Annotated in this window: 10 protein-coding genes; 9 read left to right on the forward strand and 1 reads right to left on the reverse strand. The window is 67.6% G+C overall.

Going from position 1 to position 12,221, the window contains the following annotated elements:
• Positions 1–139: 139 nt before the first annotated feature.
• Entirely contained in the window at positions 140–1,933 is a 1,794-nt protein-coding gene (gene ggt / locus ACTJJM_RS18110; protein ID WP_049453628.1) for a gamma-glutamyltransferase, read from the reverse strand.
• Between the two features lie 614 nt (positions 1,934–2,547).
• Here ggt and ilvC point away from each other — a divergent pair.
• From ilvC to leuB, 9 genes are all read left to right on the forward strand, one after another.
• On the forward strand, positions 2,548–3,522 hold the full coding sequence (gene ilvC, locus ACTJJM_RS18115; RefSeq protein WP_010480761.1) for a ketol-acid reductoisomerase: 975 nt from the start codon (positions 2,548–2,550) through the stop codon (positions 3,520–3,522).
• Between the two features lie 36 nt (positions 3,523–3,558).
• Entirely contained in the window at positions 3,559–5,295 is a 1,737-nt protein-coding gene (ilvG, locus tag ACTJJM_RS18120) for an acetolactate synthase 2 catalytic subunit (RefSeq protein ID WP_071305828.1), read from the forward strand.
• A complete protein-coding gene (locus tag ACTJJM_RS18125) occupies positions 5,279–5,530 on the forward strand; it encodes an ACT domain-containing protein (protein ID WP_005410947.1) in 252 nt (83 codons plus the stop codon). The genes ilvG and ACTJJM_RS18125 overlap by 17 nt, the downstream gene beginning before the upstream one ends.
• 96 nt (positions 5,531–5,626) lie before the next feature.
• On the forward strand, positions 5,627–6,718 hold the full coding sequence (locus tag ACTJJM_RS18130; protein WP_010480771.1) for a threonine dehydratase: 1,092 nt from the start codon (positions 5,627–5,629) through the stop codon (positions 6,716–6,718).
• Positions 6,715–8,301, forward strand: a complete 1,587-nt coding sequence (locus tag ACTJJM_RS18135; RefSeq protein WP_248853942.1) for a 2-isopropylmalate synthase — start codon at positions 6,715–6,717, stop codon at positions 8,299–8,301. The genes ACTJJM_RS18130 and ACTJJM_RS18135 overlap by 4 nt, the downstream gene beginning before the upstream one ends.
• A 10-nt stretch (positions 8,302–8,311) precedes the next feature.
• A complete protein-coding gene (locus ACTJJM_RS18140; protein WP_440865868.1) occupies positions 8,312–9,091 on the forward strand; it encodes a class I SAM-dependent methyltransferase in 780 nt (259 codons plus the stop codon).
• Positions 9,092–9,151: 60 nt separating this feature from the next.
• Positions 9,152–10,570, forward strand: coding sequence for a 3-isopropylmalate dehydratase large subunit (gene leuC / locus ACTJJM_RS18145; RefSeq protein ID WP_021202143.1), 1,419 nt, complete (start codon positions 9,152–9,154; stop codon positions 10,568–10,570).
• Complete coding sequence (gene leuD / locus ACTJJM_RS18150; protein WP_331601250.1) at positions 10,570–11,148, forward strand: 3-isopropylmalate dehydratase small subunit; 579 nt, start codon at positions 10,570–10,572, stop codon at positions 11,146–11,148. Before leuC ends, leuD begins: the two co-directional genes overlap by 1 nt.
• A complete protein-coding gene (leuB, locus tag ACTJJM_RS18155; RefSeq protein ID WP_440865869.1) occupies positions 11,138–12,199 on the forward strand; it encodes a 3-isopropylmalate dehydrogenase in 1,062 nt (353 codons plus the stop codon). The genes leuD and leuB overlap by 11 nt, the downstream gene beginning before the upstream one ends.
• Positions 12,200–12,221: the final 22 nt, after the last annotated feature.

The following is a 12,221-nucleotide window of genomic DNA, read 5'->3' on the forward strand; positions in this document are numbered from 1 at the left end:
GGGGCGTGAGCCGCATGGATGCGGCGACCGAGCTTACATGGACGTACTTGCAGCGGCCCCCAGACAATCCACCCGCCTGGCCAAGCCCCGTATCACTGCCATCACCGCAGAGGGGGCTCAGCCCGGTGGCCGGGAAACCTCAATACCCCGCCGCCTGCCCATCCTTGCGACTCTCCGACGCGCCGTAATAGACCCCGGTCTCGGGATCACGCATGATCGCCTGATACCCACCATACGGGCCGTCGGCGAACACGATGCGATGCCCCTTGCGCATCAGCGCGCGCACCGTTTCATACGGGAAGCCGGTTTCCAGATTCACTTCGCCGCCGTCGGTCATCGCCGTCGCCTGACCGGTCGGCTCAGTGGAACCGTCGTGCTGGATGCGCGGTGCGTCACCGGCTTCCTGCAGGTTCATCCCGAAGTCCACCAGGTTCATCACGATCTGCGCGTGGCCCTGCGGCTGCATCGCGCCGCCCATCACGCCGAAGCTGGCGTACGGCTTGCCACCCTTGGTGATGAAGGCCGGAATGATGGTCTGGAACGGGCGCTTGCCCGGCGCATAACCGTTGGGATGATTCTTCTGCAACACGAACATCTCGCCACGGTCCTGCAGGATGAAGCCCAGCCCCGGCGGCGCCATGCCACTGCCCATGCCGCGGTAGTTGGACTGGATCAGCGACACCATCATGCCGTCGGCATCGGCCACGGTCATGTAGATCGTGTCGCCCTCCTCAAGCTGCTTCGGCGTGCCCGGCTGCACTTCCTTCAACGCCTTGTCCATCGAGATCAGCGCGCGGCGCTGCGCGGCGTACTCCTTGGAGATCAGCTTCTGCACCGGTGCCGGCTGGAATGCCATGTCGGCGTAGAAGCGTGCACGGTCGGCGAAGGCCAGCTTCTTCGCTTCAACGAACAGGTGCACATGCTCCGGTGAACCAAACGGGATCTTCGAGAAATCGTAGCCTTCCAGCACGTTGAGTATCTGCAGCGCAGCGATGCCCTGGCTGTTCGGCGGCAGTTCCCACACGTCGTAGCCACGGTAGTTGCTGCTGACCGGCTCGACCCATTCACCATGGTGGTCGGCCATATCCTGGTAACTCAGGTAGCCACCGTTGGCCTTGAAATAATCACCGATCGTGCGGGCGATGTCACCTTTGTAGAAGGCGTCGCGGCCGCCGTCGGCGATCTTCTGCAGGGTGCTGGCCAGGTTCGGGTTCTTCCACATCTCGCCCTTGCGCGGGGCATGGCCGTTGATCGTGAACTGCTCCTTGAAGCCCGGGTACTGCGACAACTTAGGCACCGAGCGGTCCCAGTAGTACGCGATCACTTCGGCCACCGGGTGCCCTTCGCGGGCATAGCGGATGGCCGGCGCGAGGTTGTCGGCCATCGGCTTGCGGCCGAAGCGTTCGTGCAGCGCGAACCAGCCATCGACCGCGCCGGGCACCGACACCGGCAGCGGGCCGGTGGCCGGAATGTCCTTCAGGCCACGGCGCTGGAACTCGGCCAGGGTGAGCGATTTCGGCGAGCGGCCCGAGCCGTTGTAGCCATAGAGCTTCTGCGTCTTCGGGTCCCAGACGATGGCGAACAGGTCGCCGCCGATGCCGTTGCCGGTGGGCTCCATCAGGCCGAGCGCGGCGTTGGCGGCAATCGCAGCGTCCACTGCCGAACCGCCGCCCTTCATCACGTCCAGCGCGATCTGGGTGGCCAGCGGCTGCGACGTGGCGGCCATCGCATGCGGGGCGATCACCTCCGAACGGGTGGCGAAGGTCTGGCCGGTAATGCGGTCGGCGGCGAAGGACAGTGCAGGCATGGCGGCGAGCACGGCGGTAGCGAGCAGGGAACGGGCAAGGCGTCGGGACACGGTCGGGTTCCGATGGAAGGGTGGTGCTCCGATCTTCGCCGCTGCGGCCTTCACCCGGTATCGGGCAGAGGTCATGGGCGATGGTCTTTCGGTGGGTGCGGACCCAGGTCCGCACCCACCAAGGCGAAAACAGCCCGGATTCCGCGCAGAAACCGCTCTGAAAGGAGTGAATTCGGGTTCATCGAAACACTTTCAGCGGCAACCATCCTTGTGCCGCAAGCGATTGCGCTGGATGCGCCAGAAACCGATAGAAAATCCGTCGCGAGGGTTGACAGCGCCGAAATGGCTGTGTTTCTCTCGATCACATGTTGCATCACAACACACCACCGCGAACCCACATCGAAGCCGCCGACACCGGCGCCGCTTCGCTGCGTTCGATTCTTGTGCTCGTACTTATTACCCAACCAACAGGTGCGGGACGAGCCAGCGTGTAAGCAACAAACACACCGGAACTCATCAAAACCCGCACCCGCCAAGGTGCGGGTTTTTTCATTTCAGGACCTGGTTTCAGACGCAACCACCATGAACAACGCCAACTTCAAAACCTGGACCAGCACCGCCACGACGCCTCGTGGTGGCTGTGCCTGTGCGACGCATGGCGCCTCCTCCACCGCTTTCCCCTGACCGGCCGGTACGTCACCTCGACGACCGGCCGTTCTTTTTTCTTCCCACCGCAAGGAACCTCCCCCATGAGCACCAACGACCTGCCCCAGACCAAGATCGCCGTCATCGGCTACGGCAGCCAGGGCCGCGCCCACGCACTGAACCTGCGCGAATCCGGCTTCGACGTGGTGGTAGGCCTGCGTCCGGGCGGCCCGACCGAGGTCAAGGCACAGGCCGATGGCTTCACCGTGAAAGCACCGGCCGATGCGGTGAAGGATGCCGACCTGGTCGCCGTGCTGACCCCGGACATGGTGCAGAAGAAGCTGTACGACGACGTGCTGGCGCCGAACATGAAGCAGGGTGCGGTGCTGTTGTTCGCGCACGGCCTGAACGTTCATTTCGACATGATCAAGCCGCGTGACGATCTCGACGTGGTACTGGTCGCACCGAAGGGCCCGGGCGCGCTGGTCCGCCGCGAGTATGAAATCGGCCGTGGCGTGCCGTGCATCTGGGCGGTCTACCAGGACAAGAGCGGCAAGGCGGCTGAGTACGCCCTGGCCTATGCAGCCGGCCTCGGCGGCGCCCGCGCCAACCTGATCCAGACCACTTTCAAGGAAGAAACCGAGACCGATCTGTTCGGTGAGCAGGCGGTGCTGTGTGGCGGCGCCTCGGCGCTGGTGCAGGCCGGTTTCGAGACCTTGGTCGAAGCCGGCTACCAGCCGGAGATCGCCTATTACGAAGTACTGCACGAACTGAAGCTGATCGTGGACCTGTTCTACGAAGGTGGCATCTCGCGCATGCTGGAATTCATCTCCGAGACCGCGCAGTACGGCGACTACGTCAGCGGCCCGCGCGTGATCGATGCCGGCACCAAGGCACGCATGAAGGAAGTGCTGAAGGACATCCAGGACGGCACCTTCACCAAGAACTGGGTGGCCGAGTACGAAGCGGGCCTGCCGAACTACAACAAGTTCAAGCAGGCCGACCTGGAACACCCGATCGAGAAGGTAGGCAAGGAACTGCGCGCCAAGATGGTCTGGTTGCAAGGTCAAGCCGCGTAACAACGCGGCACCCCCACCCGCTCTGCAAGGTCCCCCATGAACTCTCCCACACACCGCAGCGCGCCGCCCAACGGCGCGCGCTGGCTGACCCAGGCGCTGGAGGCCGAGGGTGTCCGTACGCTGTTCGGCTATCCCGGCGGCACCATCATGCCGTTCTACGACGCGCTGGTGGATTCGTCGCTGAAGCACATCCTGGTACGCCATGAGCAGGGCGCGGCGCTGGCCGCCAACGGTTTCGCCCGCGCCAGCAACCAGGTGGGCGTCTGCGTGGCCACCTCCGGCCCCGGCGCCTCGAACCTGGTCACCGGCATTGCCGACGCGATGCTGGATTCGGTGCCGATGGTCTGCATCACCGGTCAGGTCGGCACCCCGCTGCTGGGCACCGATGCCTTCCAGGAACTGGATGTGTTCGGGCTGACGATGCCGATCGTCAAGCACAGCTGGCTGGTGCGCAGCGTCGATGATCTGCCGCGCGTGGTGGCCGACGCCTTCCGCATCGCCCGCGAGGGCCGTCCCGGCCCGGTGCTGATCGACCTGCCCAAGGATGTGCAGCTGGCCGATGCCAGCCACCTGCCGGTGCATGTGCCGAGCAGCGTTGAACCGCCGCCGGCGCCGGCCGAGGCCGCCATCGCCGAGGCGATCGCCGCACTGGCGGCGGCCGAGAAGCCGGTGGTCTACGCCGGTGGCGGCATCGCGCTGGGTGATGCGGTGCAGGACCTGCGCGACTTCGTCGAGGCCAGCGCCATCCCCACGGTGATGACCCTGCGTGGCCTGGGTGCGCTGCCGGCCAGCCATCCGCAGTCGCTGGGCATGCTGGGCATGCATGGCACCCGCGCGGCCAACATGGCCGTGCAGGAAAGCGACCTGCTGCTGGTGCTGGGGGCGCGCTTCGATGACCGCGCCACCGGCAAGCTGGCCGAGTTCGCGCCATTCGCCCGCGTCGTCCACATCGATGCGGATGCTTACGAGATCTCCAAGCTGCGCAGCGCCGACGTCGCCGTGCCTGGCAATGTCGGCCATGCCATCCGTGCCCTGCGTGCGGCCTTCCCCTCCCCCAGGGCCCACCAGGATGCATGGCGCAAGCGTTGCGCGCAGCACCGCGATCGCTTCGCCGCCCGCTACGATGCACCCGGCCAGCACATCTACGCGCCGGCGTTGCTGAAGCGCCTGAGCGAGCTGGCCCCGGCCGATGCGGTGATCGCCTGCGATGTCGGCCAGCACCAGATGTGGGTGGCCCAGCACTGCCGCTTCAACCACCCGCGCAACCACCTGACCAGCGGCGCGCTGGGCACCATGGGCTTCGGCCTGCCGGCGGCGATGGGCGCGCAGTTCGCCTGCCCCGACCGCACCGTGGTGCTGGTGTCCGGCGATGGCAGCTTCATGATGAACGTGCAGGAGCTGGCGACCATCGCCCGCTGCCGCCTGCCGGTGAAGATCGTGCTGCTGGACAACAGTTCGCTGGGCATGGTGCGGCAGTGGCAGGAGCTGTTCTTCGCCGAGCGTTACAGCGAGATCGACCTGTCCGACAACCCGGACTTCGTGGCATTGGCGCAGGTGTTCGGCATCGCCGCCACCCGCGTCGACAACCGCGACGACGTGGAAGGCGGCCTGGCCGCGCTGCTGGCCGAACCGGGCCCGGCACTGCTGCACGTGGCCATCGATGCACGCGCCAACGTGTGGCCGCTGGTGCCGCCGAACACCGCCAACAGCACGATGCTGGAAAGCAACCCCGCCCATGCCCGCCAGGAGACCCCCAATGCAATACCGGCTTGACCTGGTGCTGCACCCGGCCGAAGGCGCGCTGCTGCGCGTGATCGGCATGGCCGAGCGTCGCGGCTTCGCGCCGCGTGCGATCAGCGGTGCGCCGGTGGCCGCCGACGATGGCCGCTGGCACCTGCAGCTGGTGGTGGATGGCCAGCGCCCGGCGGAAACGCTGTGCCGGCAGATCGAGAAGATCTACGACTGCGTGTCCGTACAGGTCACCGCCGTGGAAGGAGTATCGCCATGAACACCCGTACCGTAGCGACCACGGTGCCGGTACGGAGGCGTCTTCTTCGTCGCCCGTGCCCGCACGCGGCGGTCTTCGGCACCGCGCTGGTGGCCCATGCCGGCCGCTGATGCCAGCCAGGAAAGCGATGTCGGCGACGTAAGCGTTGCCGACGTTCTGGCAGCGCAGGCCCGCCTGCGCCGCTTCCTGCCGCCCACCCCGCTGCACCATGCCGAGCGCTTCGGCACCTGGCTGAAGCTGGAGAACCTGCAGCGCACCGGTTCCTACAAGGTGCGCGGCGCCTTGAATGCGCTGCTGGCCGGCCGCGAACGCGGCGACACCCGTCCGGTGATCTGCGCCTCGGCCGGCAACCACGCCCAGGGCGTGGCCTGGGCCGCCTACCGTCTGGACGTACCGGCCATCACGGTGATGCCGCATGGCGCGCCGGCGACCAAGATCGCCGGCGTCGCCCATTGGGGCGCCACCGTGCGCCAGCACGGCAACAGCTACGACGAGGCCTACGCCTTCGCGGTCGAACTGGCGCGGCGCCACGGCTACCGCTTCCTGTCCGCGTTCGACGATGCCGACGTGATCGCCGGCCAGGGCACGGTCGGCATCGAACTGGCCGCGCATGCCCCTGACGTGGTGATCGTGCCGATCGGCGGCGGTGGACTGGCCTCCGGCGTGGCCCTGGCGCTGAAATCACAGGGCGTGCGCGTGGTTGGTGCACAGGTGGAAGGCGTTGACTCGATGGCGCGCGCGATCCGTGGCGATGTCCGTGAGATCGCCCCCGTCGCCTCGCTGGCCGATGGCGTGCGGGTGAAGATCCCCGGCTTCCTGACCCGCCGCCTGTGCACATCGCTGCTGGACGACGTGGTGATCGTGCGCGAAGCCGAGCTGCGCGAAACCCTGGTGCGGCTGGCGCTGGAAGAACACATCATCGCCGAGGGCGCCGGCGCGCTGGCGCTGGCCGCCGGCCGCCGCGTTGCCGGCCGCCGCAAGTGCGCGGTGGTGTCCGGCGGGAACATCGATGCCGGTGTCCTGGCCGGCCTGCTCACCGACATCCGTCCGCGCCCGCCACGCAAACCGCGGCGACGGCGCAGCGAAACACCGCGCTCGCCCGGCAAGGCCAGCGCCACCGCTTCCCCCACCTCTTCCCCTTCCCCCCTGCAAGCCGTCGCACCCGCTGTCGAGGAGATTTCCCTGTGACCACCATCGAACGAATTACCACCCCGCGCATCCGCATCTTCGACACCACCCTGCGTGACGGCGAGCAGTCCCCCGGCTGCAGCATGAGCCCGCCGCAGAAGCTGGTGATGGCGCGTGCGCTGGACGAACTGGGTGTGGACATCATCGAAACCGGCTTCCCGGCCAGCTCGCAGTCCGACCGCGAGGCGATGGCACTGATCGGCCGCGAACTGCGCCGACCGAGCCTGAGCCTGGCGGTGCTGTCGCGCTGCCTGCAGGCCGATATCGAGACCTCGGCACGTGCACTGGAAGCCGCGGCCAACCCGCGCCTGCACGTGTTCCTGTCGACCAGCCCGCTGCACCGCGAACACAAGCTGCGCATGACCCGCGAGCAGGTACTGGAGTCGGTACGCAAGCACGTTGCGCTGGCGCGTTCCTACATCGACGATGTCGAATTCTCGGCCGAGGATGCCACCCGCACCGAGCTGGATTACCTGATCGAAGTCTCGCGCGTGGCCATTGCCGCCGGCGCCACCACCATCAACCTGCCGGACACCGTCGGCTTCACCACGCCGGAAGAAATCCGCGCGATGTTCCAGCAGGTCATCGCCGGCGTCGCCGATGTACCGAACGCGGCCAACGTGATCTTCAGCGCGCACTGCCACAACGATCTGGGCCTGGCCGTGGCCAACTCGCTGGCCGCCATCGAAGGCGGCGCGCGCCAGGTCGAGTGCACCGTCAACGGCATCGGCGAGCGCGCCGGCAACTGTTCGCTGGAAGAAATCGCGATGGTGCTGAAGGTGCGCCAGGCCTTCTACGAGCAGGACAGTTCGATCAACACCCCGCGCATCGTCGGCACCTCGCAGCTGCTGCAGCGCCTGGTCGGCATGCCGGTACAGCGCAACAAGGCCATCGTCGGTGCCAATGCCTTTGCCCACGAATCGGGCATCCACCAGCACGGCATGCTGCGCCATCGCGGCACCTACGAAATCATGCGTCCGGAAGACGTGGGCTGGGAGGATTCGCAGATGGTGCTGGGCCGCCACAGCGGTCGCGCCGCCGTCGAAGCGCGCCTGCGCGCGCTGGGTTTCTGGCTGGACGAAGACGAACTGAAGCTGGTGTTCGAGCAGTTCAAGGGCCTGTGCGAGCAGCAGCGCGTGGTCACCGATGCCGACCTGCAGACGCTGATGCAGGGCGGCTCCAATGCACAGGGCTACCGCTTGGCCTCGATGACCATCAGCGATGTGGGCAGCCGCGCCAACGCGCTGGTCGAACTGTCCGACCCGGACGGCAACCGCGTGGCCGAAACCGCACAGGGCGACGGCCCGGTCGATGCGCTGTTCGGCGCGCTGTCGGCCGCCACCGGCGTGCAGCTGATGCTGGACAGCTACCACGTGCACAGCGTCGGCATCGGCGCCGATGCGCGTGGCGAAGCCAACCTGAGCGTGCGCCACGAGGGCGTGGAGTACGACGGCACCGGCACCAGCAAGGACATCATCGAAGCCTCCGCGCTGGCCTGGCTGGATGTTGCCAATCGCCTGCTGCGCCAGCGCCAGGCCGCCGCCCACAGCAGCACCGACGTTCCCACCCCCGCCACCGCCTGAGGAACCCGCCATGAGCGCCTTCGACACCCCCACCCCGGCCAGCGCCGCTGGCCAGCAGTGGAATGCCCAGGACTATGCGATCGATGCCGGCTTCGTGCCCCTGCTCGGCGGCGCGGTATCGCGCCTGCTCGACCCGCGCGCGGGTGAACGCATCCTCGACCTGGGCTGTGGCGATGGTGTGCTCAGCACCGAACTGGCGCTGAGCGGTGCGCGCATCCACGGCGTGGATGCCTCGCCGGAACTGGTGATCGCCGCCCGCGCGCGCGGTGTCGATGCCCAGGTGATGGACGGCCACGCACTGTCGTTCGACAGCGAGTTCGATGCAGTGTTCAGCAACGCGGCACTGCATTGGATGGGCACTCCCGACCGCGTGCTGGAAGGCGTGCGCCGCGCCCTGCGCCCCGGCGGCCGCTTTGTCGCCGAATTCGGTGGCCATGGCAACGTGGCCACGATCATCGCGGCGGTACAGGCCGCGCGCGTGGCCCACGGCCATGGCGCCAGCACCTTCCAGTGGTATTTCCCGACGGCCGATGCCTACGCCGACCGCCTGCGCCAGCATGGCTTCCAGGTGCAACTGATCGAGTGCACGCCGCGCCCAACGGCATTGCCGACCGGCGTGGCCGGCTGGCTGCGCGTGTTCGCCGCGCCGCTGCTGGACGACCTGCCAGCCGAGGCACGCGCTACGGTGCGCGAGGCCGCGAGCGCGCTGCTGGCCGAGCTGCCGCGCAACGCCGCCGGCCAGCCGCTGGCGGACTATGTGCGGCTGCGCGTGCTCGCCCGCCGTCGCTGACTTGACCGTTCCGCTTTCTTTACTGATGTTCGCTATTTCGTACTTCTGCCAGGCATACGCATGACTTCCGCACCCCGCACCCTGTACGACAAACTGTGGGACGCCCACGTGGTGGTTCCCGAATCCGACAGCGCGCCCGCCGTGCTGTACATCGACCTGCACCTGATCCACGAGGTGACCTCGCCGCAGGCGTTCACCGAGCTGCGCGAGCGCGGCTTGTCGCCGCGCCGCCCGGACCGCACCAAGGCGACGATGGATCACTCCACACCGACGCTGCCGGCCGCCGCTGACGGCACGCTGCCCTATGCCAGCGCCGCCTCCGAGGCACAGGTCGCCACGCTGGCGCGCAACTGCGCCGAGCACGGCATCGAGCTGTTCGACATGGCCTCGGACAATCGCGGCATCGTCCACGTGATCGCGCCGGAACAGGGCTTCACCCAGCCGGGCATGACCATCGTCTGCGGCGACAGCCACACATCCACCCACGGGGCCTTCGGTTCGCTGGCGTTCGGCATCGGCACCAGCGAAGTCGGCCATGTGCTGGCCACGCAGTGCCTGCTTCAGCGCAAGGCGAAGACCTTTGCGATCACCGTCGATGGCCCGCTGGCGCCCGGCGTCGGCGCCAAGGACGTGGTGCTGCACATCATCGGCGTGATCGGCGTCAACGGCGGCACCGGCCACGTCATCGAGTTCCGTGGCAGCACCATCGAAGCGATGGACATGGAACAGCGCATGACCCTGTGCAACATGTCGATCGAGGCCGGTGCACGCGCCGGCATGGTCGCGCCCGACCAGGTCACCTTCGACTTCGTCGCCAACACCCCGCGCGGCCCAAAGGGCGCCGATTTCGAGGCTGCGGTGGCGCGCTGGCAGCAGCTGCGCAGTGATGACGGCGCGCGCTTCGACAGCGAAGTACGCATCGACGCCACCGACATCCGCCCGACCCTGACCTGGGGCACGCATCCGGGCACGGCCATCGCGGTGGATGCGCCGATTCCCGCCGCCAACGATGCCGCCGCACAGAAAGGCCTGGACTACATGCACTTCCAGGCCGGCAAGGCACTGGCCGGCACGCCGGTGGACGTGGTGTTCGTCGGTTCGTGCACCAACGGCCGCCTGAGTGACATGCGCGAGGTCGCGCAGGTGCTGCGCGGCCGCCGTGTCGCTGAGCGGGTGCGCATGCTGGTGGTGCCAGGTTCGGAGATCGTCAAGCGCGAGGCCGAGGCCGAGGGCATCCACGAGATCGTGCGCGCTGCCGGGGCCGAGTGGCGCGAGCCGGGCTGTTCGATGTGCATCGCCATGAACGGCGATCTGGTCGCGCCCGGCCAGCTGGCCGTGAGCACCAGCAACCGCAATTTCGAAGGCCGCCAGGGCCCCGGTTCGCGCACCCTGCTGGCTTCGCCGATGAGCGCGGCGTGGGCCGCGGTCAACGGGCACGTGGCCGATACCCGCGAACTGTTCGCACAGGAGGTGGCGTGATGGCCGGTTTCCGTACCCTGACCTCGGCCAGCGTGGTGCTGCGCCAGACCAACATTGACACCGACCAGATCATCCCGGCACGGTTCCTGTCCACCACCGAGCGTGCCGGCCTGGGCCGCAACGCCTTCAATGACTGGCGCTGGCAGGCCGACGGTTCGCCGGTGGCTGACTTCGCCTTCAACCAGCCGCACAACGCCGGCCGCAGCATCCTGCTGGCGGGCCGCAACTTCGGCTGCGGTTCCTCGCGCGAGCATGCGCCGTGGGCACTGACCGACCTGGGCCTGCGTGCCATCGTCAGCAGCGAGATCGCAGATATCTTCCGCGGAAACTCGCTGAAGAACGGCCTGCTGCCGATCGTGCTGGACGAGGACGACGTACAGGCGCTGATGCAGCGCCCGGACGACGCGCTGACCATCGACGTGGCTGCGCGCGAACTGCGCACTCCGGATGGCCGCGTCTATTCCTTCCCGCTGGATGGCTTCTCGCAGACCTGCCTGCTGGAAGGTGTCGACCAGTTGGGGTATCTGTTGGGCCGTGTCCCTGAAATCGAACGTTACGAGAGTGAGCATGCACGCTGAAATTGTTGTCCTGCCCGGTGATGGCATCGGCCCGGAAGTGGCCGCCGCCGCGGTTGCTGTACTGAAGTCCGTCGCCGGACGCTTCAACCACACCTTCACTTTCAGCGAGCACGATATCGGTGGCATCGCCATCGACCGCCATGGCGAGCCGCTGCCGGCGTCGACCCTGGCCGCCTGCCAGGCCGCCAATGCGGTACTGCTGGGCGCCGTCGGCGGCCCGAAGTGGTCCGACCCGAACGCCAAGGTGCGCCCGGAACAGGGCCTGCTGGCAATCCGCAAGGCGCTGGGCCTGTATGCCAACCTGCGCCCGGTGCGCACCCATGAAGCCGCGCTGCATGCCTCGCCGATCAAGGCCGAGCTGCTGCAGGGCGTGGACTTCGTGGTGGTGCGCGAGCTGACCGGTGGCATCTACTTCGGCGACAAGACCCGCGACGCCGACGGCGCCAGCGACCTGTGCCGCTACACCGTGGCCGAGATCGAACGCGTGCTGCGCAGTGCCTTCCGCCTGGCGCAGCAGCGTCGCGGCAAGGTCACCTCGGTGGACAAGGCCAATGTGCTGGAAACCTCGCGCCTGTGGCGTGACGTGGCCGCGCGCATCGGCCGCGAGGAGTTCCCGGACGTTGCGCTGGAGCACCAGCTGGTCGATTCGATGGCCATGCACCTGCTGGCCAAGCCGCGCGAGTACGACGTGATCGTGACCGAGAACATGTTCGGCGACATCCTCACCGACGAAGCCTCGATGCTGGCCGGTTCGCTGGGCCTGCTGCCGTCGGCCTCGCTGGGCGAGCCGGGTGCGGTCGGTATCTACGAACCGATCCATGGTTCGGCACCGGACATCGCCGGCAAGGGCATCGCCAACCCGTACGCAACGATCTTCAGCGCGGCGATGCTGCTGCGCCATTCGCTGGGGTTGGAAGCCGAAGCGGCCGCGGTGGAAGCGGCCGTGCATGCGGTGCTGGATGATGGGGTGTTCACCGCCGACCTCGCGGCCAAGGGCCAGGCGGTCAGCACCGCCGCTGCGACCGATGCGGTGCTGGCCAAGCTGCGCTGACCCATCGGGAAACACCTGTAGA

Origin of the sequence: Stenotrophomonas sp. 22692, from assembly GCF_052045015.1 — a bacterium.
GTDB classification, from domain to species: Bacteria; Pseudomonadota; Gammaproteobacteria; order Xanthomonadales; family Xanthomonadaceae; genus Stenotrophomonas; species Stenotrophomonas geniculata.

Bases quoted from the DNA above. Each gene is read 5' to 3' on its own strand.
- ggt (WP_049453628.1), bottom strand. From the start codon at position 1,933: ATGACCTCTGCCCGATACCGGGTGAAGGCCGCAGCGGCGAAGATCGGA.
- ilvC (WP_010480761.1), top strand. From the start codon at position 2,548: ATGAGCACCAACGACCTGCCCCAGACCAAGATCGCCGTCATCGGCTAC.
- ilvG (WP_071305828.1), top strand. From the start codon at position 3,559: ATGAACTCTCCCACACACCGCAGCGCGCCGCCCAACGGCGCGCGCTGG.
- ACTJJM_RS18125 (WP_005410947.1), top strand. From the start codon at position 5,279: ATGCAATACCGGCTTGACCTGGTGCTGCACCCGGCCGAAGGCGCGCTG.
- ACTJJM_RS18130 (WP_010480771.1), top strand. From the start codon at position 5,627: ATGCCGGCCGCTGATGCCAGCCAGGAAAGCGATGTCGGCGACGTAAGC.
- ACTJJM_RS18140 (WP_440865868.1), top strand. From the start codon at position 8,312: ATGAGCGCCTTCGACACCCCCACCCCGGCCAGCGCCGCTGGCCAGCAG.
- leuC (WP_021202143.1), top strand. From the start codon at position 9,152: ATGACTTCCGCACCCCGCACCCTGTACGACAAACTGTGGGACGCCCAC.
- leuD (WP_331601250.1), top strand. From the start codon at position 10,570: ATGGCCGGTTTCCGTACCCTGACCTCGGCCAGCGTGGTGCTGCGCCAG.
- leuB (WP_440865869.1), top strand. From the start codon at position 11,138: ATGCACGCTGAAATTGTTGTCCTGCCCGGTGATGGCATCGGCCCGGAA.